Source organism: Pedobacter cryoconitis, assembly GCF_014200605.1.
Classification (GTDB): domain Bacteria; phylum Bacteroidota; class Bacteroidia; order Sphingobacteriales; family Sphingobacteriaceae; genus Pedobacter; species Pedobacter cryoconitis_B.
Genome location: NZ_JACHCE010000007.1, coordinates 190337 through 216418, shown reverse-complemented (window position 1 = coordinate 216418; position 26082 = coordinate 190337). Strand labels below are relative to the sequence as shown.

Sequence of the window (26082 nt, the reverse complement as noted above, 5' to 3'; positions counted from 1 at the left end):
CTAATCATATTTTGTCTTTTTAAAGATTTAAACTAATCCCTATACCTAAGCCGCCGCCATGCCTGGTAGCTCCGTTAAATTGAGATTGTAATTGCCTGCCATCTGCTAAAAACAAATCATCCGTACCTTTACCAGTATTGGCATAATAATAATTACCTCTGAGAAAGACAGAAAACACAGGACTAAAGCGAAAACCAGCTTGTATTAAACCCTCAGTACCATATCCGTTAGCTGTATGTTTGAAGCTAACAGGATGCGCAAATGCATCAATCAGGTTCCAATCTGCAACCGATCTGTATTTCAATTGCTGATAATTGATTAATCCCCTAATTGAAAACTGATCAGTGAGGATAATATTTGTTTCCAGGCCAATCAGCGGACCAGTCCAGTTTGCCTGATAAATACTGTTTAATGTTTTTACTGCAGGATCTGTTTCTTCGCTGAAATCTTTCAGATGCAATTGCTGCGAATTTTTAACATAACCGGCATAAGGGCTGATTTTCAATATCCCGGAGATTTTAAATTCATAACCCATCGCTAATGTATAGGTATAGATAAAGCCTTCATTACTATTTAAATCTGCATGATAACCTGGATTTTTACGGTTATCGGAAGAGTAATCAGTATCCGTTACTTTACCTTTCTTTATAAAAGTACGATGATAACTTCCTTTGAAAAAGATAGGAGACCAGATATTCAAACGAATATCCAGTCCCGTACCTGCGCCTTTTATATCCTTCCACTTTACTTCTGACAACACATTTGGATTTTGTCCCATGCTGTTACCTGCAATAGACCAGTGAAAATCTTCAGAACGATAATCTCCATAAGCATTAATTTCCAGGTTATTATTTTTGTATTCCATTGATCTTTCTGAATATACAGCTGTTGACTGTGATCTTACAGAAAACGCAATAGCTAACAAGAAAAGAAACAAAGAGATTTTCAGGTTCATTCTAATGATTGATATATAAAGCTATTCCTTTAAAATTTATGAACCTGTAATTTTGTATGCCCTGACATAATCAACATACATTTTTGCAGGTAATCTGCTTTCATCAATGGTTTGTCCCGGAAGATTTCCACCTACAGCCAGATTCAGTAACAAGAAAAACGGACGATGGAATTCATCAGTACCATTAATGCTATTGGTAATATTACCTACATGGAACTGTACACCATCTACGTACCAAGTGATTGCAGTTGGCGTCCAGTCTACACGATAAACATGATAATTTGTAGGGCTGGTACTGGTATGGCCACCATAATAAGCATAAGCCTGATCAAACCAGTGCATTGTGCCTAATACATCATTAGAAGTATTCACATTTTCCATAATGTCAATCTCTCCGCATTTAGGCCATCCTACACTGCCAATATTTGCACCCAGCATCCAGAATGCAGGCCATTGCCCTTGTCCCTGAGGCAATTTAATCCTGGCTTCGAACCTGCCATAAGTAAACTCTTTTTTACCTCTGGTGATCATTCTTGCAGAAGTATAAGGTAAACCTCCGGCACTCTGTTTTTTCGCTGTAATGATCAGATTTCCATCTGCTACAGTAGCATTCTCAGCCTGGTAAAATTGTTTTTCATTGTTTCCCCATCCGCCGCCACCGGTTTCAAAGCTCCAGTTTGCTGTGTTTACAGCGTTTCCATTAAACTCGTCAGCCCACACAAGTTCATAATTGACTGCACGCGGGGCAGTAGCATTGTCCGTAGAATCGTTTGTCGCTGTCTGATTTACATCCTTTTTACAGGAAATTAACAGCTGTGTGCCTGCTAGCAGGCAGATCATTAATTTAATTGTTTTCATAGGTGATTAGATTAGGTATTGAGGTTAGATTAATTTAAGCTGAAAGCTTCCCACCCGGAGATAGTTGCCCTGGTACAGGTCATTTCATTTGCACCATTTTCTGAAGAAATATAAAAACCATTGTTACCGCGGAAAGAGATCTTTCCATCCGCGTTTACAACCCAGTCAAATTTCTCCCAGTCACTGATCGTGGTCCTGCTGCAAGTAATCGCAGCCAGACCATTCTCTGAGGAAACATATTTGTTCATAGCCATCAGAGCAACTTTACCGCCACCTGCGTCTACGATTGTAAATTTTTCCCAGTCGCCTGGAGTGGCTCTGTTACACCACATGGCTTTAGTTCCATTTTCACCACTTACATACTGGTTATTAAATCCTTTTAAACTTACTACCTGACCAATAGGAGCAGTGGTTGGATTTCCTGTTGTAGAACCAGACCATTTAAATGTAGCTACAGCACCTGCTGGAAGCGTATAAGTAAAAGATTGTGAACCCCATTTAACTTTAAAAGTATTGCTCGAAGAACCGCTGTTTGAAGCTACCAGAACTTTAGTGCCATCCGAATTTTTGAAAGCAACGTTCTGTATACCTCCAGCGATATTAGATGCAATTCTTACTGCACCTGGTCTTACAAATTTTGATGCATGCGCAATGATATAATAAGATACATTTCTGGAAACATTACCTCCATTAACCGTCAAAGCACCTTCACATGTACTACAGCCACCTTGTGTATGTGGTCCGTAATTCTGATCAGCAGCGAGGTTCCACTCCAGAACATTACGGCTCCAGTTTCTTGTAGCTCCAATGATCAGTGTATTTACATGCCACTGAAGATCTCCTGCAAAATTACTTGGTCCGCCAACCCATTGCTCTGTGAAATAAATGTTTTTATTAGGGTAAGCATTATGAACATCACTCAGTGCATTAATATTACCGCTGTACAAATGAAAAGCAGAACCATCTACATAAGCGTTTGCAGAAGCATCGTTTAAAATAGTAAGCGGATAATCGGTGCGGTCTGTATTATGATCATACGCAATAATTTTCGTGTTGATCTGATTTGATCTAAACTGTGGTCCAAGATTGTTTTTGATGAAATTTGCCTGTTCCGTAGCCTGCATAACCATGCTCGGGTTATTATAAGGATTTAATGGCTCGTTTTGTGGGGTAATTGCATCAATAATGATTCCCTGAGCACGCATAGCCTGAATATATTTAACTAAATACCTGGCATAGACATCGTAATATTCTGCTTTCAAACTTCCATTTACATAAGCACCATTGGTTTTCATCCACCTGGGTGCAGTCCATGGCGAGCCAAGGATCTTAATGTTTGGGTTGATAGCCAGAATACTTTTCAATACAGGAACCAGATCGGTCATTTCCTGGCTGATACTGAAATTATTCAGATTATTATCGGTTTGACCAGCAGGAAGTTCATTATAAGTAAATGGCGCAGCACTTAAATCGGATGCACCAATGGAGATCCTTAAATAACTGATACCAATGTTTGAACCTGTAGTAGCAAATAATTCCTGGAGCAGGGCATTTTTTTGAGCCGAGCCAAGGCCATTAATTAACGATGCACTTGCGCCGGTTAAGGTAAAACCAAAACCATCAATACCCTGATAAGAACTACCCTCATCAATATTGATTGTTGTAGGATTGGTACCCGCATCAGTCGCGAAAGTAACGTTTGATTGTGATTGTAATAACTTGCTCTTATCGGAAGTTGTTACCCAGACACTTACAGATTCGTTGGCACGAACGATTGTAGAGTTTGCCGCTGCACCAGCGGAGCTGACATCCTTTTTACAGGAGAATAAAACTGCACAACATAATGCACAGCCTAATAAAGACACGTTTTTGTTCATCGGTTTAGATTAATAATATTTGGTTTTTTTTATTGAGGAAACGCCCGTAAGGTTATACGTAAGAAAAAAAGGAGAGCGGCAGGTAAAATGTAGATACAATATAATGCATTATTTTATAATAATTTGCTAATTAATTTAATAAAATATCAAAATCAAGCTTTTTAGCGAATAAACTGTGTTTTCTGGTAAATAAAATTTCTTCATATATTACGGCATGAGCCCTTAAACATGCATCTGAGCTTGCGTTTAATTTACACTATGAAAAATAATTAAACTATTTAGCAGATAAATATTATCTATTAAATTATCATATATTTACCACTGATATTTTACTTTGTTTTAATATTTAACTTTAAGTTCTCCTTTGGTATAAATTTTATCATGAAACAAGTTTATTACACAACAGGTGCAACATTTAAAAGGTAGTTGTGTCTTATGAACAAATACCAACTTAAAAGCCAATGACCAAGAACTACGTAACCCTGATTTTTTTATCCTGTTTCTCCATTTTTCTCCATTCAACTGCTCTTGCACAGTCTGCAACTGGCACCATTAAAGGAGCGGTAATTGATTCGGCAACGAACAAACCAATAGATTTTATGACTGTAGCCCTCAAAAGGGATAATGCAGTAATTAAATCTGTAGTCGTAAATAATACTGGTAGTTTCAGTTTTGAAAAGATGGCTCCTGGTCATTATACAGTGACCGCTATAGCTATCGGATATAATGTCAAAAACATTCCTGTTGTACTTAATCCGGCAAATGGCCCTGCCGATTTAGGTAATATACTTATCGCTTCTCAATCTAATAATCTGAAGGAAGTCTCTGTGACTGCAGACCGTCCTCTAATTAAGCAGGAAATTGACAGGATTAGCTATGATATACAGGCAGATCCTGAAAGTAAAGGCCTGACTGTGCTGGATATGATGCGCAAAGTACCTTTGTTATCGTTAGATGCTGATGATAATATCAAACTGAAAGGGAGCGGGAATTATAAAATACTGATCAATGGTAAACCTTCAACTATGGTAGCCAGAAGTCCTAAAGATGTATTGCGCAGTATGCCGGCATCTTCTATTCTCAGGATAGAAGTAATTACAACTCCACCAGCAAAATATGATAGCGAAGGCTTGTCAGGTATTATCAATATTATTACTTCAAAGAAAATTGATAACGGGTATAACGGGAGTTTGAATCTGCGTTATCAGGGACCTATAGGCGGACCTGGTATGGGTGGGTTTGTAACAGTTAAGCAAGGCAAATTCGGTATGACAGCGTATGGAGGGACAGGTTTCTTCAGTTCGCCAGAAACAGAATCATCAACCACCAGAACAACAACCGGCGGCTTGCCAACCAACCTCTTAAGTACCGGATTTCGTAAATTCAATAACAACTATCGCTATGGCGGCACTGAGTTAAGTTATGAAATTGACACACTTAATTTAATCACTATAGAATTAAATCCATACGGAGGATATAATAAATCACATACCAGACAGTTGTTCAGCTTGTTTGACGGCACTCAGCAAATTGGTTATAACCAGATTGGAACAAATAGATTTGGATGGAATGGTTTTGATGCTACCCTGAATTACCAGTTAGGTTTTAAAGGGCATAAAGATCGTTTACTGACATTTTCCTACAAAAATGGAAACTCAGGTAACCCGCAGGAAAACGGGCTGAGTTTTATCAATAGACAGAATTTTACTGATCCTGATTATAATCAGAAAAATAACAGCCGCACTAAAGAGCAAACTCTACAACTCGATTATATTCATCCTTTAGCAAAATTTACTATTGAGGGTGGTATTAAAGGAATATTAAGAACTAACAAAAGTAATTTCGAATACGAAAGCCTTGATCCGGTAACCGGACAGTTCCAGACTGACCCGACACGTACAAATAAATTCAATAACGATCAGGATGTCATTGGTGCTTATAATTCTTATGCTTACAATTTAAAAGACTGGGGTTTTAAAGCTGGTGTCCGTGCCGAAGGAACTTTTGTAAAAGCCGACTTCATCAGTTCTGGTTCGAACGTGAATACAAATTATTTCAATTTGATACCCACTTTATCTGTTAATCGAAAGTTTAAAGATATGAGCAGTTTAAACTTCGGTTATACCCAAAGAATAGAAAGACCGGGAATTGATAACCTGAACCCATTTGTAGACCGTTCCAATCCTAATTTCTTAAGTACTGGTAATCCAGACCTTAAAGCTGTTCTTAGCAATAACTTTGATTTGACTTACAGTAAATTCAAAAAAGGATCAGTAAATATCGGGTTAAGCTATAGGTTCGCGAATAATACTATCCAACAAGTCTCTGTTTACAACGAAACAGACCAGATTACAAGATCTACTTATTATAACATTGGTAAGGACAAAGCACTGACTACAAACCTGAATGTCAATTATCCGATTACTGAAAAATGGAATGCCACACTGGGTGGAAACATTGGTTATATGTGGCTGCAGGGATCTATAGATGGTCAGATTACTAAAAATGATGGGTTAACAGGTTATTTATATATCAACACCGGATATAAATTTGAACACGGATGGAAAGCAAACGCAAGTTTCAACTATAATGCAGCCCAAATACAGCTGCAAGGACAAAACAGTTCTTATGTCTTTTCATCTTTTAGCGGAAGTAAAGAGATCATTAAGGATAAGCTGACGCTTTCTGCCGGGATAAATAACCCTTTTGCAAAATTCAGGTATTATACAAACTTTACAGAAGGAAGCAATTTCACACAGAACTACCGTTCTCAAAATTTCTACCGTGCATACAATGTGAGTTTAAACTGGCGTTTTGGAAAATTGAAGGATTCTATCAAAAAGAATCAGCGTGGTATTGATAACAGTGACGTGAAAAAAAGCAGTACTTCGGGAAGTTAATTAAATCAATTCGGGTATTCAACTGTTGTTTAGATTAGCAATCCGTACCGAATTACCGAATGACAAATAAGAAAGAACAAACATTCACTGGCTTTGTTAAAGTAAGCGGAGCCCGCGAACATAACCTCAAAAATATAGATCTTGAAATCCCCCGTGATGCCTTAGTGGTATTCACAGGGGTTTCAGGTTCTGGTAAATCATCACTTGCTTTTGGCACGCTGTACGCAGAAGCTCAGCGGCGTTATCTGGAATCGGTATCACCTTATGCCAGAAGATTATTTAATCAGATGGCCATCCCCGAAGTAGATGAAATTGAAGGCTTGCCGCCAGCCATTGCCTTACAGCAGCAACGCGGATCGGGTACAACCCGCTCATCAGTAGGCAGTGTGACTACTTTATCCAATTTACTCCGGATGCTCTATTCCAGGGCCGGCGATTATCCTGCTGGTCAATCCATTATTTATGCAGAAGCTTTTTCTTCTAATACCCCCGAAGGAGCATGTCCTGAATGTCATGGATTAGGCAGGGTATATGAAGTTACTGAAAAATCAATGGTTCCTGATGATTCTCTGACCATAAGAGAGCGTGCAATTGCTGCCTGGCCAACTGCCTGGTTAGGGCAAAATTTCCGCGATATACTGACCACCCTGGGTTATGATGTTGACGTTCCCTGGCGTGACCTCCCACAGAAAGAACGTGACTGGATTCTTTTTACAGAGGAAAAGCCTGTAGTGCCAGTTTATGCCGGATTTAGCCCTGTACAGGTAAAGGAAGCCCTTAAAAATAAATCAGAACCCAGTTACATGGGGACTTTTACAGGAGCTAAAAAATACGTATTGCATACTTTCGCAAATACACAAAGCCAGCTGATGAAAAAGCGGGTTTCCAAATATATGCTCAGTGGAGAATGTCCGCTGTGTCATGGTAAGCGTTTACGTAAAGAATCTCTTTCCGTGAAATTTGCAGGTCTTGATATTGCTGATATGTCCAGACTAACATTATCCCGCTTAAATGATATTTTCAGCACTTATACGGAAGAAAAAACCACAAAATCAACCAAATCGGAAAAAGAACATCCAGAAAAGGCAATGGTGACACAGCGGATTGCTCAGGATCTGATTGCCCGTATCCAGGTTATACTGGATCTGGGGCTTGGCTATCTGAACCTGGAAAGAAGTACACCAACGCTTTCACCTGGTGAACTACAGCGCCTGAGGCTGGCAACTCAGGTCCGCTCCAATCTTTTTGGTGTGGTTTATGTACTGGATGAACCCTCAGCAGGATTACATCCCGCTGATACAGAAGCCTTACTCCGGGCAATGGACAGATTAAAAGCTTCCGGAAATTCACTCTTTGTTGTTGAACATGAAGTTGATGTGATCCGTCACGCAGACTGGATTGTAGATGTTGGCCCCTTTGCAGGTGAAAGAGGCGGTCATATCTTATATAGCGGCCCCCCGGCTGGCCTTAGTCAAATCGGGAATTCACAGACCAGAAATTACATCTTCGGAGATCAGAAAATTACACCTGAAAAAACAAGAACTCCCCAATCGTGGCTCCGGTTAGAAAATGTTACCCGAAATAACCTTGATAACCTGGCAGTTTCTTTTCCAATAGGTGTATTTACCAGTGTAACCGGCATTTCAGGTTCAGGGAAAAGCAGTCTGGTTAGCCAGGTATTGGTTGAACTGGTTGCTGCACAACTAGGGCAGCAGGCAGACCTGAATTCAGAGGATGAAACAGAAACATTAGAAACTGAAAAAATAATGACCAGAGCTGGAAAGATCACCGAAGGCATGGACTCGATTAAGCGTCTGGTACGCGTAGATCAAAAACCAATCGGCAGAACTCCGCGTTCTAATCTGGCCACTTATACAGGCCTTTTTGACCATGTAAGAAAGCTTTTTGCAGCAACAGAAATGGCTAAAACCCGCCGTTACGATGCCGGGCGTTTTTCTTTCAATGTAGTAAAAGGCCGTTGTCCGCATTGTGAGGGAGAAGGTTTTGTGATGGTAGAACTCTTGTTTCTGCCCAGTGTATATACACCATGCCCAACTTGTCATGGCACACGATATAACAATAAGACACTGGAAATTAAATATAAAGACAAGAATATTGCAGAAGTATTAGGTATGACCGTAGATGCTGCCTGCAATTTCTTTAGCGCCGAGCCACAGGTATTCAGGGCACTGGATGTAGTCAGACAGGTGGGCTTAGGCTATTTGCGGTTAGGCCAGCCAGCGACAGAACTTTCTGGTGGAGAAGCACAACGAATCAAGCTTGCGACTGAGCTACAGCGTTTGCAGCATGGCAATACACTTTATATTCTGGATGAACCGACTACAGGTCTTCATCCATCTGATGTAGAGAAGCTCATGGCTCAGCTGGACAAACTTGTAGAACAGGGAAATACAGTTATTGTAGTGGAACATGATATGCATGTTATTGCAAAAAGTGACTGGATAATTGATATCGGGCCCGGAGCAGGCGAAGGGGGTGGAACAGTAGTTGCATTTGGACCGCCTACTACCATAGTAAATGCAAAAAATAGCCGTACAGCTCCATATTTAAACAAATTCTTCAATCCCGAAAACACATGGAAACACCAGATGCAACGATAAGAATGAGATTGCCACTACCTATGGGAAAAGCTTTATTTGCAGGAGTTTTATTATTCATTGGATTTGTTGCCAGTATGATATTATGTTTTGAATATCAGGATCAGATTGAAGGCCTGGCAGGCATTAGCCTGGCGCAGATTTCTATAGTGACCATCATGATTGTACTTGCTATTCCCTGGATAATTATTGCCTCGCTGCTGATTAGAAAATTTGCACATTATGGTCTTCTGAGCTTATTTAAAGACCATTTAACAATTACCAGTATTGAAAATAAAAAGATAATTAAAAACTATCCTGCAAAGGATATTGTATTTATAAAAATCCAGCATCCGGAATTCCGTTTTACGTTTAAAGAAGGTCATCATTTCAATAGCATCAATATGTCGGTCGATAAAAATTGCCAGGATCAGCTGATTTCTTTCAGCCCTGTATTCCACACCTTTATTCAACGGAATAAAATACCTATACAAGAAGGTGTGGTGTTATAAACATGGCCGGATATTTGATTATCCCGTGGACATATGAGTTTTTACACAACAACTCACTGTCTTTCATATGTCTGGATATTTTGTTATTTTTTATTTCATCAGTATTTCTTTACTGAATTGCACCCCTGTATTTTCACAAACTCACGAAATTAACAGACTTGAATCAAGTCTTCCTTCAATTAAGGACAGTATAAAATACATAGACGCATTGAACCGTATAGCAATGCTGTCACATATGAATTATCGGGATTCATGTGGATATTATGCCCAAAAGGCTAAAGAAATAGCAGTCAGACTCAATTATAGTAAAGGCATAGCAGATGCTTACAACTGCGAAGGCATATCCAATATTTCTGTTAACAACTATTTGTCAGCGAAATATTTTAATGATGCTCTCCGTATATATAAATCAATCGATGATCAGGAAAATGTTTGCCAGTTACTGATGAATATCGGATTGATGATGGACGTTGATAAAGACGAAAAGGAAGCAATCAGGTATATATACATGGCATATGAAAAAAGTAAATCTCTGAAGCATGATTCCATACGTTCATTGATTATCAGTAATCTTATTTTTATTGATCCAAGCCTCAGTAAATCGAAGTTAAAGGAATTATTTGCTCAGGGCAAAGCAATTGCTGAGAAGTATAAAGATGAAAGATTACTCTTGTTTTATGAAAACACACGCGGAATAGAGCTGTACAATGCTGGAGAAAAGCAACGTGGAATAGCCGTACAAATACAAACATTAAATAAAGCTGATAGTTTAGGCCTGCAGAATTCAAAAGTAGATATCTATATCGGATTAGGGGATACATTTTTGGATTTGGGGAATATTGAAACAAGTACAGACTATTATAAAAAAGCATTGGACACGTCCCGTAAATACGGCTATCCGGAACTCTATATCGTCTCAGCAGAAAAACTGTACAATGTCTACAAATCACACCAACAACTGGATAAGGCTTATTATTATATGTCACTTTTACTCGCTAAGCGCGATACAATTAATAAAGCGACTAATAAGTCCGGATACAATTATATGAATTTTGCCCTGAATGAAAATGAGAATGAACAGCTTAGAATTAAAGAGAGCTCAAATCTGAAAACAATTACCTTATTGGGGTGCTTATTTACCTTAAGTATGGCCCTTGTATTTCTGATTTACCGTTCGCTGAGAATCAAAAAACAGTATGGAGAGGCGCAACACAAATTACATGAAATCGCATTAAAGCAAAACACTGAACTACAGCATACCAATCGTTTTAACACCATGCTGATCTCTGTAATCGCACACGATATCAGACAGCCATTCAGTAATATAGTTATGCTTTCAAGTATTTTCAATACCGATATAGACCTGTTAACAGAACAAGAGAAAATAGAGGTAATGGCAGAACTTAGTGAAACCTCACAAAAAAGCCTTTCATTTATGGATGGCTTACTGGAATGGATTAAATCGCAAAAAAATAGTTTTATATACCATCCTTCAAAACTCATTCTTAAAGATCTGATTGACGAAGCAAATGCTTTTTTTAAAATAGCACAGGCAAAAAGGAATATTCAGCTAATTCTGGATATACCAGAACAAACTGAAATACGTGCACATCAACAGATGCTGCTTTTTATTATCCGCAATATTCTTAACAATGCCACCAAATATTCGCCAGAATACGGGATTATCCATATTTCATCTGATTTAACAGATCAGAATATTGTAATTGCTATTAAAGATCAGGGGCCCGGCATGAACCAGGAAAAAGTCGATCAGCTTTTTAAAGCTAATTTTAATGACTGGGAAAACACCAAAGATCAGGGCGCCGGTTTAGCATTGAATATTTCTTATGAAATGGCATTGATGATGGGAGTGAACATATGGGCAACCAGTGCTGTAGGTGAAGGGACCACTTTTTATATCTCCTGGATTTCAAAAGAATAACTTATTGGAAAAATGATTGTAAGTATATTTTACCCGGTCAGAATAATTATATAAAGATATCAATACATAAAAAAAACAAGGATCCCAGATCCTTTCTTTTCCAGCTATTTGCAGTGGATTGCTTATATTGGGGTTTAAACAACCTATTTATCTTGGCAGAACCGAATCAAAAACAGCAAAATAAATTGTTCCGTATCGTTAAACTTTCGATACATAAGAGATTTAATCTTCACCTGGATAAAGCTGATGAAGACGATGTAGTTCTTTCTATCAAAAAGAATTCAGATTTCGTAGGTGCAAACCTCTGGACATTGATTTTTGCCATCTTTATTGCTTCAATTGGTCTGAACGTCAATTCAACCGCTGTAATTATCGGGGCCATGCTGATCTCTCCTTTAATGGGACCTATTATGGGAATAGGGCTTGGTATTGGCACTAATGATTTTGAACTGGTTAAAAAGGGCTTGAGAAACCTTTTAATAGCTACTTTGATCAGTATTGTTGCTTCTACTATCTATTTTTATATTACTCCACTACATGATGCCCAAAGTGAATTGTTAGCCAGAACAACGCCATCTATATGGGATGTATTTATTGCATTCTTTGGAGGGCTGGCAGGTATAGTAGCCGGAACAAGAAAAGAGAAAAGCAATGTGATACCCGGAGTAGCAATTGCTACTGCATTAATGCCCCCCTTATGTACCGCAGGTTTTGGTCTTGCTACAGGCAATTTTTACTTCTTTATCGGGGCAATTTATTTGTATTTTATCAATAGTGTCTTTATTTGTATCAGTACTTTTCTTATTGTACGTTTTCTAAGATTCAAGAAGAAACATTTTGAAGATAAAAACTATGAAAAAAAGGTGTCCCGTTATATTCTGATTACGGTAATTATAGCTGTAGTCCCAAGTATTTATCTCGCTTACGGAATCGTTGATAAGAGCATTTTTGAAAATAATGCACAGAAGTTTGTCAACGAACAATTTCAGTTTAAAAATACCCAGGTTGTCAATAAAAACTTTAAATATAGTACTAAAGGAAATGAGATAGACCTTTTACTAATTGGTTATGAACTCCCGCAAAAAGCAATAGATTCCATTTCCGGTCAGCTATCAAAATACAAATTAAAAAATACAAAATTGCAAATTCGCCAGGGACTTAACGCTAAACAGGAAATTGATTTTTCACAGATTAAAGCTAGTATCCTTGAAGATGTGTTTAAAAAAGACTCACTCACTCAGAACAGAAATATATCTTTATTGGAGAAGCCAATACCCGATATCAGTCAGGAGTTGAAAGCGTTATATCCGGATATGAAAACCTATGTTATATCAAACGTTGTGCTGCACAAATTAGATGCAGCGGCGAATGACACACTTACTTTAATGGTTGCAGATTTTAGTAAAAAAACAAGTATATCAGCGCAGAGTAAATTGAGACTCTGGCTAAAAAGCAGGCTCAAGGCAGACTCTGTACAGGTTATCATTAAATAAGAATAAAAAAAGAGATGTTATTAGCAGATGCCCGGGAAAGTTTAAAAGAACTCCCCAAAGACCTTATCACAGCTCAAAAATTAATTACAAATCTTTCTGTTAATTATACAGAACCTGTAGCAGAAGCAGAAAGCACTGATTATGGAGCTTATATATTTAGTATCAACCAACTATCAGTCAGATACCGGATTGCTAAGATCACCCCAACCAAAACCGGGCAGTTTGTTACTTTATGGAAGAGGGCAGGGAATGGGCCGATTCAACCTTTTGATAGTTCTGATGATATAGATTTATTCATCATCAGCGTCAGGAGCGGAGAAAATTTTGGGCAGTTTATCTTTCCGAAAAATATATTGCAGGAAAAAGGGATTATAACTACTCCTAACAAAGAAGGTAAACGGGCCATCAGGGTTTATCCTCCATGGGATATTACAAACAGTAAACAGGCAAAAAAAACACAACAGTGGCAAATAGCTTATTTTCTGAAAATGGATGCCGGCCAGCCAATAGATTATACAAGAGCCAACCAGTTATATGGTCAAACAAAATAACATTGACCATTAAATAAAGTAGCCCTTTCCGGAAAAGAAAGGGCTACTTTATTTATAATTTGATAAACTCTACCCGCCTGTTATTGGCTTTCCCTACGGCTGTAGTGTTATTATCTATAGGCTGTATTTTTCCTTTGCCATCAGTGACCATTCTGGCTGCATCAATACCAAAATCAGAAGCCAGTATTGCTTTTACAGCTTCAGCTCTTTTTTTAGAAAGATCCAGATTGACTTGCGCATCACCGTCACTATCTGTATGACCAACAATTTTTACATGGATTTTTGCATCTTCTTTTAATACATTGGCAATATCCATTAAAGCGCCATTAGATTCAGGTTTTATCTGAGCTGAATTGAAATCAAACAAAATACCATGCGTCACAAATTTACCCTGAGTGATTAATTTATTACGTGTATCAGGAGCACCAACAGCCAGTCTGATATTACTTAAATAAAATGCGCCCCCTTTTTTTTCAAAGTCTGGTGAGTAAGCTCCAAAAACCAATGAATTGAGGACCGCATCAGACTCTATTGCCCTTGGTAAATCCAGTAATTTAGTACTGTTGATATAAACTCTTATTCTTTGTTTCTGTCTCCATACTGAAATTGTAGCAAAAGATTTATCAGGGGCGTGGAATATATTTTTCAGCTCATTAACAGATGCTGAACCTAATGCTTTTGAGATATAATCCATACTACCCGAATATTCTCCGGATTGCGGTCTGATATCCAGCTTTATACCTGGTACAGGCAATCCACCATTTTCACCACTCGTAAATTTCTCATAGTCCGTTTTTGCAGCAATTAATGCCACTGTTAAAGTACCGATCTGGCTAATATCATTATTAACTAAAACATCTACCTGTAGTGTAAAGTTATCAGGCAGATTATGAATATATTCTGGATAGAAAACACCGTCCTGCTTCATAGCTAACCATTTCCCTGGCCTGTTACTTAATGTCACTACTTCTGCATTCGTCTTTGTATTCCATTTTGCAGGAAATTCACCAATAGCATCACTGGCAAAATTCTCTTCTACAATGATTTTTTCACCGGGAACAAAGTCAAATTTCGAATACGCTTTTACATCTTCCTGCGCCGTGTTCTGCACAGTAGTACTTACTGTAGAAGCAGCGTTGCCATTCACTGAAGTGCCAGCTCCGGCCTCCTCTTTTTTCTTCTTGCCAGTGGTTGCATTATCGATTGTTTTATCGACTGCATCATTTACTTTTTGCTGTACTTTGTTTTTCAGACGATCAAAAAACTGAGCCCTGACCTGAGTACTTAAGAAACAGGCTACGAGAACGATAACTATTTTTTTCATGGTTAGGTTAATGAAGTATAATTTGCAGCTAATTTCTACGAAAAAAATGGAATTGTATCATCATGATGAATAATTTATTTAACAGCTAATAATATATTAAAGATCTGCTACTGATAAGCAACAGATAATTTGTAACTATTCCAACAAGTTTTTATCTTAATTACAAACAAACATTAGAACATGAACTTATTAGGCAATATCATATGGATTATCTTCGGCGGGATATTCATCTTTTTCGAATATATTATTGGTGGATTAATCTTATGCCTCACCATTATAGGTATCCCATTCGGTCTGCAGTGTTTTAAATTCGCCTTTGTAGGCCTGGCACCTTTTGGTGTTAAAATCACAGATACTTCATCTAATACAGGCTGCCTGTCAACCATTATGAACATTATCTGGTTTTTATGCGGTGGAGTATGGATTGCACTTACTCATTTGTTTTTTGGTCTATTATTATGTCTCACTATTGTAGGGATTCCATTCGGAAGACAACACTTTAAACTAATGAACCTGGCATTTTCGCCCTTTGGAAAATCAATAAATTAACTATATCTTTTCTAAAAAAACAAGTTAACTGTTAAGATAACAAGCCTAAAGACAATGACTATTAAAGAAGCAATACAAGAGATCAGGAAATTCTGGAATACTGAAGAAGAGCCATTCCTATTCGGTGAATCTGACAACAGTGCACATATAGATAGAATAGAAAAAGAATTTGGAGTTACCCTGCCAGAAGAATTAAGAAATTATATAGCTAACTATGCACCTGCAGAAGGATTTTACTTTGTTTCGGTAGGTAATCCACTCTATATTTATGGGGTAGATAATTTAAAATATAAACAAGACGGTTATAATTATAATTCTCTTACTAAATCTGATATTGAAGACTGGAACAGGAATTCTTTCATTTTTGGAGATGAGGGGGCAGACCCGCTGATCGTCAACCTGGAAAATATAGAGACAGGAATAGAGAGGCTGGAGCATGGAGCCGGCAGCTGGGACTACGGGGATAAGTTAGCTGATAATTTTGCCCGGTTCCTTCTTTGTGCCGCCGCCCAGCATCACGCGCTGACAAATTTTGAAGAAGACCCGATCATTGATGATGAAAATGGATTTAATCTTACAGAAGATGCTGCAAAATGGTATTTCCCAAAGATGAAAAATTGGGCAGGGGAGTATTACGAAGTCTGGTGCGCCCCATTAGATAATCATTAAGGCACAAATACCGCATTTTAGGCGAAAATTATCTAGTCTGATTGCAAAGCAGTTATGTTTTTCTTTCAGAAAATCATATACCAGATTTGTGATTTATGTTTTTTTCTCCTATCATTGCGACCCTTAACAGGAATGCATCCATAGCTCAGCTGGATAGAGCAACGGTTTTCTAAACCGTAGGTCATAGGTTCGAATCCTATTGGGTGTACAAAGAAGCTCTTAACTTAATTGTCAGGAGCTTTTTTCAGTTTAAGAACATCACTAACACCATCTGCCGGGTTAACCATTCTGATAACTTGCCGATGTTGCTTTCCCCAATCTATCAGATTTTCGACAATGGGGTACAAAGACCTGCAATAATCCGTCAGCATATATTCTACAGTTTTCGGGAAATCAGGATCTTCAATTCTAAGGACCAATTTGTTGAGTTCCATCAGTTGCAAATCCTTAGAGAGCATAGTAAATGTTATACCTGGTATATTTCGTGCAATGTCACGATAACGGGATAAACCATTGTATAAAGCGATGATGATTGGCATACGCCATTTGCCACTTAATACATAAAGTGCATCCTGGGCATACTTGATTTCTTCCTGGTTTTTAATCGTACAGATATACGGTTTCTCTTTATTTCCTTCATCTACCATGTGCTATAGTCTGTTATAGCATTTTCAAAAATTAAAAATGCGGCTCTTACCTTTACTAAAGTAACTATAAAAACAGGAACGAAAATCTTAACAAGAAAAAAATGACGCAGATTAGCACAGTAAAATTTAAAGAGAATGACTATCAAATGTTATATCTCAACATCAAAAATGGTGTAGCAAATATAACCTTAGACAATGCCCCCGTAAATGCATTGAGTGGCAAACTGATCAAAGAATTGAAACAGTTACTCCATGACTTATCTACTGATAAGAACATTAAAGTGATCATATTTGACAGTATAAATCCTGATTTTTTCATCGCTCATGTAGATATCAATATTTTGGAAGAACAAGCTATATTAGAAGAATTGGGCAAAGTTGCACCAGAAGGGCTAAATATCTTCCAGGCAGTTGGCGAAATGCTCAGAGAACAACCTCAAATAACCATCGTAAAATTGAAAGGTATAGCACGTGGTGGTGGTGCCGAATTTGTTGCAGCTGCTGATATGAGCTTTGCCTCTTTGGAAAAAGGAAAATTGTCTCAATGTGAAGCGCTAATGGGTATTATTCCCGGAGGTGGGGCTACTCAATATCTTTCTTCGAAAATGACGCGTGGCCGTGCTTTAGAAGTTATTTTAGGTGCCGATTTATTCGACGCTGCTACTGCCGAACGTTATGGCTGGATTAATCGCGCCATACCTGATGCAGAAATAGACACATTTGTTGATTGCCTGGCTCAGAATATTGCAAACTTACCTGAAGGTGTAATAGAAACAACAAAAAAAGTATTGCCACCGATCAGAAACGTACAAGGTTTTCAATTGGAAAATGAGGGTTGGGCCGCGTTGGTGTTCAATCCAGAGACAGCACGGATCATGGCAGGGGTCATGCAAAATGGAGCACAGACAGTAGCGGGTGAATTAAAACTCGAAGAGACCCTCAGAGCTTTGAAATAAATAATCCTTACAGCTATTTATCTGCCTGCTGAAAAAATATGTATCCGATATTCAGCGATATGTATAACGCTGCGATTCTCATCACTTGTAATTTTGTTTATAAAATAAATGAGTATGAAATCAAAAGTAATTTTAATAACAGGCGCCTCCAGAGGACTTGGAAGAATATGGGCCGAAGCATTTCTAAAACGCGGTGACAAAGTGGTTGCCACAGCAAGAAACATCGATTCTTTAAATGATCTGGTAGCTACTTATGGAGAGGCTGTATTACCGGTCAAATTGAATGTAAATGACCGTGATCAATGTTTTGATATTATTCATCAGGTGGATCAGCATTTTGGAGGGATTGACGTTTTGATTAATAACGCTGGTTATGGTTTGTTTGGCGCTATTGAAGAAACTACAGAACAGGAAGCCAGAGATCAGATTGAAACGAATGTATTTGGTTTATTATGGATGACGCAGGCGATCATCCCGGTTATGCGCAGACAACATCATGGACATATCATTCAGATCTCAAGTGTACTGGGTATCGCAGCAACACCTGTTTTAGGAATTTATAATGCCTCAAAATGGGCAATGGAAGGATTAAGCGAGAGCCTGGCGGCCGAAGTAAAGAGATTTGGCATAAATGTCAGTATTGTTGAACCTAATGCATTTGGTACAGACTGGAGTGGGGGTTCGGCAGTTAAAACAGAACCTATCGCATTTTATGATGATATTAAGGAGGCATTAAACGGTTATTTTAAACCGGGAATGACCGGTAATCCGGAAACCACTGCGCCGGCCATTCTAAAATTGGTGGACAGTGAAAAACCGCCTTTACGCTTACTCTTAGGAAAACACGCTTTATCACGCGTTCAACAGGTTTATGCAGATAGACTAGCAGTTTGGGATTCCTGGAAAGAAGTTTCAGTGGCAGCACATGGTCATTAATAAGTTAAATTGAATAAAGATACAGTATCTCATCATATAGATACTGTATCTTTATGAAGATGAAACATTTTAAAAGTTTAAGTGAGCTATCGAACAGTCTGCCACTGTCAGAAAACCCCTTATTTAAACTGATTACCTGTATAGACAGATGCCCGGATACCTGTGGCATTGCCGAAAAGAAATACACAACTGATTTCTATACTATTGCATTTAAGAAAGTCTTATCAGGTAATTTCTATTATGGCCGTACAAAATACGATCACAACGAAGGTTCTATGACCTATGTTAAACCGGGTCAGGTTGTTGAGCTGAAAAACCTCAAACTGGAAGGAAGTGGATTTACAATTATGTTTCACCCTGATTTCCTGAATGGTGAATCATTGCACCAGACCATCAAAAAATATAGTTTCTTCGACTACGAAACCAATGAGGCTCTCCACGTTTCACCCCGTGAAGAAGAAATTATGTGGGAACTATTCCGGAAGATTGAGACAGAATATAACAGCAGTCAGGATGAATATAGTAAGGAAATCATTCTTGATCACATTGAAGCTATCCTCAAATATTCACAGCGGTTTTATAAGCGTCAATTTATGAACAGGAATGAATTGACAGGTACTATAATTTCCAAATTTAACACAGCAATCCGGCAATATTTTGAGAACAGCGCTTTACAGGCCAATGGTTTACCGACCGTTGCAGCTATTGCCGCACAGCTTAAAATGTCCCCGGGTTATATGAGTGACTTGTTAAGACAGGAAACAGGCAGATCGGCCATAGATCATATCCACAGCTATCTGATTTCAGAAGCAAAGAATTTATTAATTGGTAATGATCTTACTGTTGCACAGATTGCCTACCAGCTTGGATTCGAAAATCCGCCATATTTTTCCAGGCTTTTCAGAAAAGAAACAGGTATTAATCCAGTAGCTTATCGTAAGCAGAAAGCATTAACAATGCTAACAAATTAGTTTATAGCCTATACCGCGTAAGCTCATTACCTGAATAGAAGTATCGTCCTTTAACATTTTGCGCAAATGTGTCATGAAAACGTTCATACTATTACCGTTATAAAGGTTATCATCACCCCATATTTTAATAAGCGCCTCCTGACGCTCTAAAATATCATTTTTATGATTTAAGAGCAATTGCAGTAACAGCATTTCTTTATAGGACAAATCGTAAGTAGCAATAGGGGTTTTAAGCTGCTGATTTATAGTATCTAACCTGCATTTACCAAATTGCACTACAGCAGCAGTTTGATCAGGTACGGGCTGGTTTGTATCAAAACGTACTAATAAAGCTTCTATACGAACCAAAAGCTCTACGATACTGAAAGGCTTGCGCATATAATCATTACCTCCGGTTTTAAAACCTTTAACCACATCTTCATCCAGTGATTTGGCACTTAAAAATATAATAGGTATGCCAGTATTTGATTTCCTGATATCCTCCGCTAAACTATAACCATCTTTCAAAGGCATCATGATATCCAGCAAACACAAATCAGGTTTACTGGTCTTAAATAATCCGAGTGCTGTCCGCCCGTCTTGAGCATAGATGACCTCGTATCCTTTAGCTTTCAGATTGTCGCTTACAATCTGAGCCAAAAAGGGCTCATCTTCTGCATATAATATCTTTTGCTTTATCATGCTGCTGGTAAATGAATGATAAAATTACTTCCTTCGCCCGGTTCACTGGTTAACAGGATAAAACCACCTTGTTTTTCCAGAATGTTTTTGACGTAATTCAGGCCAAGTCCGGAGCCTTGAATATTATGCGTATCCGGTGTTATTGCCGGAACCCTGAAATAACGATCAAAAACACGGTTCTGATAAATAGAAGCAATGCCAGGACCGCTATCTTTAAAACTAATGAGAACTTCATCAGGACCGCAAGTACAGCTTAATTTTATATTGACACCCTTGCCGCCATACTTTATCGCATTTTCAATCAGGTTATAAAATACATTGGTAAGATGTACAGGGTCTGCATATACAAAACACGGCGCAGAAATTGGCTGCAAATCTATAGTTGCACCGGCATTGTCAATCTGGAGTTTCATCGCAATAACGACCTCTTGCAAACCGTGCTGCACATCATATAGCTCACTGCGTAAACGTGCTTCGGCATTGTCCAGTTGTTCAAGATTTAATACTTTATCAATCATTAAATTTAAACGTTTTATTTCGTCCCTGCTTATTTCAAGATAGTTTCTCAGAATTTCAGGTTTATCCTCCAGATGGTTTTCTATGATTGACTCCAGAGCGAGCGCTACCGTCGAGACAGGCGTCTTCAGCTCATGCGTCATATTACTGGTAAATGAGACCCGGGCCTGGGTATAAAGCCGTTGGTTATGCATCAGCCGCAGGATAAATACAAATACAGCCCCTGTAAGCAACAACATAAAACAAGAAGATAAGATATAGTACCGCATCCGGTACAATACCGCCCAGGTTAATGAAGGTACAGCTAACTGATAGGTACGGAAAAAGATAAAATTATAAGCATACTGTTTACTGGTGAATGCTGCTTTAAGAATATCTTCCTTAGATAGCCGGCTGGATAAAGTCTCCTTATTATAACTATAAACAACACTATCAGCTTTAACAGCAATCCCCGCCTGATTTAGTAAATGGTGAACAAGACTATCCATTCTTTTGAGCGCTACATTGTCCAGCGAAAGCTCTTTCTCTAATGTTGTTCCGTCATCAACAGTTATCCTGCGTTGTATAGGTTTATGGTTAGATTTACCATTAGCAAATCGTAAACGAATATCTACAATGGTACTATCGCCTTTAAAATCAGACCGGAGATGGGTTGCAACCTGGTTAAAACGCATATTCTGATAGGCATGACTGAATTGGAGCCAATCGGATGACAGGAAAAACTTTTTAAAATTCTCGTTTCCTTCATGTCCCTCAGCAACACTAAGATAAGTGCTCATTTTTGCTGCATTCATTACTACTTGCTCCAGATCTACCTTTATTTGCTTACGTTGTGCAACAAAAAGCTGGTTAAGCCAGGCCAGTTGTAAAACAAAACTTACAGTAATTGCTAGCACCACCAGTGGGTAAGCATATCGGTTAGACAGCCATTTCATCATACGAAGTTGATCATAAAAATCTTAAGTAAATAGTGGCCGGATGAAATTTAATGTTATTTAATGTTTCTTAATGAGCCATAATATTACTTCAGTGTAGGTTTGCTTCCATGAAAAAGCTAATTATTAACCTACTGATTTTAATACCATTCGCCTTAAAAGCTCAGCAATCTGTAAAAGGAATAGTTACAGATGAAGCAGGAAATCTGCTGGATGGTGTTACCATTACTTTAAGCACAAATAACGAAAATGGTGTAACCAGATTAACCAGTATGGGAGATTTCGTCTTAAACCAGGTTCAACAGGGTACTTACCAGCTATCCGCCACTTTAATAGGCTATAAACCCGTTATACGTACAATCACTATTCCTAAAGACAGTCTTAAAATAGTGATGCAAGGCGATAGCAAAGTTTTAAAAGAAGTAACTATTTCTTTTAGTAAGCCCATTATTGAAAGAAAAACAGACCGGGTAACCTTCAATGTAGAACAAAGCATCGTAGCCAGTGGGGGTACTGCCTGGGATGCATTGAACAAGGCCCCCGGAGTACAGTTAACATCAGGCGGGACTATTACTGCCAATAAAAAAGATGTTCAGATTTATTTAGACGGTAAGCCGCTTCATTTATCAGGTGATGATCTGTCAGGTTATCTGCAAGGTATCCCTTCTGAGCTTATAATTAAAATAGAAGTGTTTTCTAATCCGCCTGCCAGTTTTGAAGCAGAAGGATCGGCAGTGGTTAATATCATCACTAAAAAATCAAAAGGGCAGGGGTTTAACGCGACAATGAACGGTGGTTTTACCCAGGCTATCTATGGCAGCTATACTGCCAGTAACAGCTTTAATTACCGTAAAGATAAATTGAATATTTATGGCGGCTATAGTTTTACCTCACGTAAAAACGGATACGATCGCCACGATTACGTGATTTATAATAACCCTGATGGCTATTCATACTGGGATAGCCCTGGTTATAGCATTGTTCAATCGAAAACAAATAATTATCGTTTAGGTGCAGATTACCAGTTAACTGATAAACAGATTCTTGGATTTTTAATAACCGGTAATAACAGAACTGGCAGCACCATGACCAATACCCAGACTATGATTACCAATAATTTTAATACAACTCCTGATTCTACGTTGCAAACCAATGGTAATACCAGGCTTCATAATAGCCAGTATGCATATAATCTCAATTATAACATTCAACTGGATACCAGTGGTCAAAATCTTAATGTCGATCTGGATTATTCACCTTATCAAACTGATCGTCAGCAATACATCAATAGCCTGTCTTTTTTAGCCGATGGTAGTCCGGCTTCTAAGCCATATCATATTTACACACCCACTATTCAGCATATAGCCATTTACTCAGGTAAAATAGATTACAATTATAAAACAGGTAAAAACTGGAACTTCACATCGGGCCTGAAATACAGCAGCGTTCAAAGTGAGAACAATTTCGACTTTTACAATAATGAAGGTGAGCAATCCGTATTTGTGCCGGCCAATAGTAATCACTTTGACTATGTAGAGAACACAGCCGCCGCTTATACCAGTGTGCGTACTACGATAGGCAAATGGAGTTTACAGGCCGGTTTACGCGGTGAGTACACCCGTATCAAAGGTTATTCAATCACGATTGATTCATTGAATAAACGACAGTATTTTAAGCTTTTCCCAACGTTGTTTGCGCTTTATAAACTGGACGACAGGAACGAATTGCAGTTTACTTATGGCTACCGCATCGAACGTCCGGAATATAACCGGCTTAATCCCGCAAGGCAATATTCAAATCCATACAGTTATCTGGTTGGTAATCCTTCTTTACAGCCCGCTTTTGTACAAAATATAGAGTTGGGGTATACCTACAATAAACAATATAACCTGACTGCTTATTATACTGCAACTCACGATATGTTTAGTAATATTACCGTACAGGATAACCTGAATAAAGTATTTTATAACACGCAACAGAATCTGGGCTTAAGCTTAATTACTGGCCTTCGCCTGTCAGCACCATTTCATGTAAACGATTGGTGGGAGATGAATGTCATGCTGGATTTCTATGAGCAGCGTGAAAAGTCTGCTTATCAGCAAGGCAGTTATGACTATCATCAATTCTCTTATGAAGGGAATACCACCCAGTCTTTCACTATTGATCAAACGCATGGTATTAAAGCAGAAATCTCTGTGATGTATAATTCTTCTGACATACAGGGAATATATAAAATTGGCCATGTCTATAATGTTGATGCAGGAATAAAGGCAACAATATTAAACGGCCAGGGTATTGTTAAACTCTCTGCCAGCGATATTTTTAATAGCAACAATTATCATGTCAGTGTGAATTACCTGAACCAGAATAACGGCTTTTTCAAGAGAAATGACACACGTTACGGGGCCTTAAGCTTTAGCTATCGCTTTGGCAAAAATGTTGCTGCAGCCCGTAAACATAACACTGGAATTGATAAAGAAAAAGAAAGGGCACAATAAATCAGAAGTTCAATTAAAGGATTGGCGATAAGCATTCGGAGATACATGCGTAAACCTTTTGAAGAGTTTACTAAATGACTGCGGATGCTCAAACCCTAACTGATAAGCAATCTCTGCAATGCTGAGACGGCTGTTGCCCAAACTATCTTTTGCCTTTTCAATCAGTTTATTATGGATATGCTGCCGGGTATTCAGACCTGTTAATGATTTAAGTAAATCTGTTAAATATCTTACTGAAACATGAAGATGATCTGCAACTTCCTGCACATTGGGCAAACCGGCCGAAGAGGACCGGTCAGCATCAAAACGCCCATCCAGATAAGTATTCATTTCATAGATCAGATCGCTATAAACTGCTTTACGGGTAATGAACTGACGGTTGTAAAAACGATTACTATGATTTAATAATAGTTCTAACTGTGATACCAATACATCCTGACTAAAAGCATCAATGTTATTGCCCAGTTCACTTGAGATACTTCTAAATACACCAAGCAGCACCTCTTTTTCCTTTTCGGAAAGGAATAAAGCTTCACAGACCGCATAAGAAAAGAAACCATACTGCTGGATATTTTTACCCAATTGATAATTCCTGATCAGATCGGCATGGAAATAAAGCGTGTAACCATTATAAACCTTTTCATCACCAGACATGGTAACTAATTGATTCGGACCTAAAAAGGCGAGACCGCCTTCTTCGAAATCGTAATATCCCTGCCCATACCTGACCTGCCCTTTAAAATCCCTTTTAAAGGAGACTTTGTAGAAGTCTATCAGGAAATTCTTTCCGGCATGCTCCAGATTAGCCTTTGCCTGATCATACCGGATCAGTGCGATCAGTGGATGCTGAGGTTTGGGCTGTCCTAAAGCATACATTAACTCCGAAATACTTTTAAAGATCAGCGTTTGTTGTTTAATCGCTCTCATATCCGGATTTAAAGATAACAATAAAAAAGAGTTTAATCTTGTACGGTCGGGCGGATCACAATTTCGCCAACATCAACATGATCAGGTTGACTAAGGGCGTATACAACGCCACTGGCAATATCATTTGATGATATAGCAATCTTAGCTGATTTCTCTTTAACCGCTGCTCTTGCAATTGGATCTTTAATATGGTCTGCTAATTCAGTTTGTACAAAACCCGGAGAAATACCAGTTACCTTATATCTGCCCTGCGATTCCTGACGCAGTGCCTCAGCAATAGTGCGAACCGCATTTTTTGTACCGGCATATACGCCCTGTAAGGGTACGATCTTAATACCAGATGTAGAAATAATATTGATAATATGACCAGATCCCTGGTTTTTAAAAACCGAAAGCCCGGCAGCAATTCCATACAACACCCCTTTGAGATTTACATCAATCATATCTTCCCAATCTTCTATTTGCAATTCATCAATACGGGAAAGATGACTGATTCCTGCATTATTGATCATGACGTCAAGCCGGCCATAATGTACGCAGGCCAATTGAACCAAACTATCAACATGGGCCTTTTTTTTGACATCTGTAACCCGATAAATGGAATCCCCCCCGGATGCCTTAATCCGGTTATTCAATTCTTCTAAACGATCTGATCTTCTTGCTCCTAAAACAACTTTTGCACCATGTGCTGCGAGCATTATCGCTATGGCTTCACCAATACCACTGCTTGCACCTGTAATGGCAATTACCTTCCCTTCAATCCGGTTTTCTATGTTCTTCATTGTCTT

General features: G+C 38.4%; 21 protein-coding genes and 1 tRNA gene. 13 read left to right on the top strand and 9 right to left on the bottom strand.

Annotated features, from left to right (window positions below):
- Positions 1–19: 19 nt before the first annotated feature.
- The 3 genes from HDE68_RS19970 to HDE68_RS19960 form a co-directional block, all read right to left on the bottom strand.
- Entirely contained in the window at positions 20–865 is an 846-nt protein-coding gene (locus HDE68_RS19970) for a hypothetical protein (RefSeq protein WP_183883996.1), read from the bottom strand.
- Between the two features lie 126 nt (positions 866–991).
- The gene (locus HDE68_RS19965; RefSeq protein ID WP_221300830.1) at positions 992–1813 is read right to left on the bottom strand and encodes a family 16 glycosylhydrolase; all 822 of its coding nucleotides are present in this window, start codon (positions 1811–1813) and stop codon (positions 992–994) included.
- Between the two features lie 29 nt (positions 1814–1842).
- Positions 1843–3690: a glycoside hydrolase family 30 beta sandwich domain-containing protein gene (locus HDE68_RS19960; RefSeq protein ID WP_183883995.1), complete on the bottom strand. Its 1848-nt coding sequence runs from the start codon at positions 3688–3690 to the stop codon at positions 1843–1845.
- Between the two features lie 461 nt (positions 3691–4151).
- Here HDE68_RS19960 and HDE68_RS19955 point away from each other — a divergent pair, with 461 nt between their 5' ends.
- From HDE68_RS19955 to HDE68_RS19930, 6 genes are all read left to right on the top strand, one after another.
- Positions 4152–6590 (top strand): outer membrane beta-barrel family protein, encoded by a 2439-nt coding sequence (locus HDE68_RS19955; protein ID WP_183883994.1) that lies wholly within the window; start codon positions 4152–4154, stop codon positions 6588–6590.
- 59 nt (positions 6591–6649) lie between these two features.
- Complete coding sequence (gene uvrA, locus HDE68_RS19950; protein ID WP_183883993.1) at positions 6650–9211, top strand: excinuclease ABC subunit UvrA; 2562 nt, start codon at positions 6650–6652, stop codon at positions 9209–9211.
- Entirely contained in the window at positions 9187–9699 is a 513-nt protein-coding gene (locus HDE68_RS19945) for a hypothetical protein (protein WP_183883992.1), read from the top strand. Before uvrA ends, HDE68_RS19945 begins: the two co-directional genes overlap by 25 nt.
- Before the next feature lie 67 nt (positions 9700–9766).
- Positions 9767–11641, top strand: a complete 1875-nt coding sequence (locus tag HDE68_RS19940; RefSeq protein WP_183883991.1) for a sensor histidine kinase — start codon at positions 9767–9769, stop codon at positions 11639–11641.
- Between the two features lie 152 nt (positions 11642–11793).
- Positions 11794–13134 (top strand): TIGR00341 family protein, encoded by a 1341-nt coding sequence (locus tag HDE68_RS19935; RefSeq protein WP_183883990.1) that lies wholly within the window; start codon positions 11794–11796, stop codon positions 13132–13134.
- Between the two features lie 14 nt (positions 13135–13148).
- Positions 13149–13685: a MepB family protein gene (locus tag HDE68_RS19930; RefSeq protein WP_183883989.1), complete on the top strand. Its 537-nt coding sequence runs from the start codon at positions 13149–13151 to the stop codon at positions 13683–13685.
- A gap of 52 nt (positions 13686–13737) precedes the next feature.
- Here HDE68_RS19930 and HDE68_RS19925 read toward each other — a convergent pair whose 3' ends face one another.
- Positions 13738–15009, bottom strand: a complete 1272-nt coding sequence (locus HDE68_RS19925; RefSeq protein WP_183883988.1) for an OmpA family protein — start codon at positions 15007–15009, stop codon at positions 13738–13740.
- Between the two features lie 180 nt (positions 15010–15189).
- Between HDE68_RS19925 and HDE68_RS19920 the strand changes: the two genes are divergently transcribed.
- From HDE68_RS19920 to HDE68_RS19910, 3 genes are all read left to right on the top strand, one after another.
- Positions 15190–15558 carry a YccF domain-containing protein gene (locus HDE68_RS19920; protein WP_183883987.1) on the top strand — a complete coding sequence of 123 codons (369 nt, stop codon included), beginning with the start codon at positions 15190–15192 and terminating at the stop codon, positions 15556–15558.
- 54 nt (positions 15559–15612) lie between these two features.
- Positions 15613–16227: an SMI1/KNR4 family protein gene (locus HDE68_RS19915; RefSeq protein WP_183883986.1), complete on the top strand. Its 615-nt coding sequence runs from the start codon at positions 15613–15615 to the stop codon at positions 16225–16227.
- 134 nt (positions 16228–16361) lie between these two features.
- Positions 16362–16435, top strand: a tRNA-Arg gene (locus tag HDE68_RS19910).
- Between the two features lie 16 nt (positions 16436–16451).
- Here the strand turns inward: HDE68_RS19910 and HDE68_RS19905 are convergent.
- Positions 16452–16874 carry a winged helix-turn-helix transcriptional regulator gene (locus HDE68_RS19905; RefSeq protein ID WP_183883985.1) on the bottom strand — a complete coding sequence of 141 codons (423 nt, stop codon included), beginning with the start codon at positions 16872–16874 and terminating at the stop codon, positions 16452–16454.
- Between the two features lie 101 nt (positions 16875–16975).
- On the opposite strand from HDE68_RS19905, the gene HDE68_RS19900 reads away from it, so the two are divergent.
- The 3 genes from HDE68_RS19900 (at position 16976) to HDE68_RS19890 (ending at position 19737) form a co-directional block, all read left to right on the top strand.
- On the top strand, positions 16976–17830 hold the full coding sequence (locus HDE68_RS19900) for an enoyl-CoA hydratase/isomerase family protein (protein WP_183883984.1): 855 nt from the start codon (positions 16976–16978) through the stop codon (positions 17828–17830).
- A 114-nt stretch (positions 17831–17944) separates the two neighbouring features.
- On the top strand, positions 17945–18766 hold the full coding sequence (locus tag HDE68_RS19895) for an SDR family NAD(P)-dependent oxidoreductase (protein WP_183883983.1): 822 nt from the start codon (positions 17945–17947) through the stop codon (positions 18764–18766).
- Between the two features lie 59 nt (positions 18767–18825).
- A complete protein-coding gene (locus HDE68_RS19890; RefSeq protein WP_183883982.1) occupies positions 18826–19737 on the top strand; it encodes a helix-turn-helix domain-containing protein in 912 nt (303 codons plus the stop codon).
- On the opposite strand, the gene HDE68_RS19885 is transcribed toward HDE68_RS19890, so the two are convergent.
- Both HDE68_RS19885 and HDE68_RS19880 read right to left on the bottom strand, forming a co-directional pair.
- Complete coding sequence (locus tag HDE68_RS19885; RefSeq protein ID WP_221300828.1) at positions 19726–20418, bottom strand: response regulator transcription factor; 693 nt, start codon at positions 20416–20418, stop codon at positions 19726–19728. The two genes, HDE68_RS19890 and HDE68_RS19885, sit on opposite strands and share 12 nt — an antisense overlap.
- On the bottom strand, positions 20415–21872 hold the full coding sequence (locus HDE68_RS19880; protein WP_183883981.1) for a sensor histidine kinase: 1458 nt from the start codon (positions 21870–21872) through the stop codon (positions 20415–20417). The genes HDE68_RS19885 and HDE68_RS19880 overlap by 4 nt, the downstream gene beginning before the upstream one ends.
- A gap of 107 nt (positions 21873–21979) precedes the next feature.
- On the opposite strand from HDE68_RS19880, the gene HDE68_RS19875 reads away from it, so the two are divergent.
- Entirely contained in the window at positions 21980–24367 is a 2388-nt protein-coding gene (locus tag HDE68_RS19875) for an outer membrane beta-barrel family protein (RefSeq protein WP_183883980.1), read from the top strand.
- A 9-nt stretch (positions 24368–24376) separates the two neighbouring features.
- Here HDE68_RS19875 and HDE68_RS19870 read toward each other — a convergent pair whose 3' ends face one another.
- Both HDE68_RS19870 and HDE68_RS19865 read right to left on the bottom strand, forming a co-directional pair.
- On the bottom strand, positions 24377–25294 hold the full coding sequence (locus HDE68_RS19870; RefSeq protein ID WP_183883979.1) for a helix-turn-helix domain-containing protein: 918 nt from the start codon (positions 25292–25294) through the stop codon (positions 24377–24379).
- 32 nt (positions 25295–25326) lie between these two features.
- Entirely contained in the window at positions 25327–26076 is a 750-nt protein-coding gene (locus HDE68_RS19865) for an SDR family oxidoreductase (RefSeq protein ID WP_183883978.1), read from the bottom strand.
- Positions 26077–26082: the final 6 nt, after the last annotated feature.

Coding starts and splice junctions, on each gene's coding strand:
- HDE68_RS19970 (WP_183883996.1), bottom strand. CDS start 865: ATGGAATACAAAAATAATAACCTGGAAATTAATGCTTATGGAGATTAT.
- HDE68_RS19965 (WP_221300830.1), bottom strand. CDS start 1,813: ATGAAAACAATTAAATTAATGATCTGCCTGCTAGCAGGCACACAGCTG.
- HDE68_RS19960 (WP_183883995.1), bottom strand. CDS start 3,690: ATGAACAAAAACGTGTCTTTATTAGGCTGTGCATTATGTTGTGCAGTT.
- HDE68_RS19955 (WP_183883994.1), top strand. CDS start 4,152: ATGACCAAGAACTACGTAACCCTGATTTTTTTATCCTGTTTCTCCATT.
- uvrA (WP_183883993.1), top strand. CDS start 6,650: ATGACAAATAAGAAAGAACAAACATTCACTGGCTTTGTTAAAGTAAGC.
- HDE68_RS19945 (WP_183883992.1), top strand. CDS start 9,187: ATGGAAACACCAGATGCAACGATAAGAATGAGATTGCCACTACCTATG.
- HDE68_RS19940 (WP_183883991.1), top strand. CDS start 9,767: ATGTCTGGATATTTTGTTATTTTTTATTTCATCAGTATTTCTTTACTG.
- HDE68_RS19930 (WP_183883989.1), top strand. CDS start 13,149: ATGTTATTAGCAGATGCCCGGGAAAGTTTAAAAGAACTCCCCAAAGAC.
- HDE68_RS19925 (WP_183883988.1), bottom strand. CDS start 15,009: ATGAAAAAAATAGTTATCGTTCTCGTAGCCTGTTTCTTAAGTACTCAG.
- HDE68_RS19920 (WP_183883987.1), top strand. CDS start 15,190: ATGAACTTATTAGGCAATATCATATGGATTATCTTCGGCGGGATATTC.
- HDE68_RS19915 (WP_183883986.1), top strand. CDS start 15,613: ATGACTATTAAAGAAGCAATACAAGAGATCAGGAAATTCTGGAATACT.
- HDE68_RS19905 (WP_183883985.1), bottom strand. CDS start 16,874: ATGGTAGATGAAGGAAATAAAGAGAAACCGTATATCTGTACGATTAAA.
- HDE68_RS19900 (WP_183883984.1), top strand. CDS start 16,976: ATGACGCAGATTAGCACAGTAAAATTTAAAGAGAATGACTATCAAATG.
- HDE68_RS19895 (WP_183883983.1), top strand. CDS start 17,945: ATGAAATCAAAAGTAATTTTAATAACAGGCGCCTCCAGAGGACTTGGA.
- HDE68_RS19890 (WP_183883982.1), top strand. CDS start 18,826: ATGAAACATTTTAAAAGTTTAAGTGAGCTATCGAACAGTCTGCCACTG.
- HDE68_RS19885 (WP_221300828.1), bottom strand. CDS start 20,418: ATGATAAAGCAAAAGATATTATATGCAGAAGATGAGCCCTTTTTGGCT.
- HDE68_RS19880 (WP_183883981.1), bottom strand. CDS start 21,872: ATGATGAAATGGCTGTCTAACCGATATGCTTACCCACTGGTGGTGCTA.
- HDE68_RS19875 (WP_183883980.1), top strand. CDS start 21,980: ATGAAAAAGCTAATTATTAACCTACTGATTTTAATACCATTCGCCTTA.
- HDE68_RS19870 (WP_183883979.1), bottom strand. CDS start 25,294: ATGAGAGCGATTAAACAACAAACGCTGATCTTTAAAAGTATTTCGGAG.
- HDE68_RS19865 (WP_183883978.1), bottom strand. CDS start 26,076: ATGAAGAACATAGAAAACCGGATTGAAGGGAAGGTAATTGCCATTACA.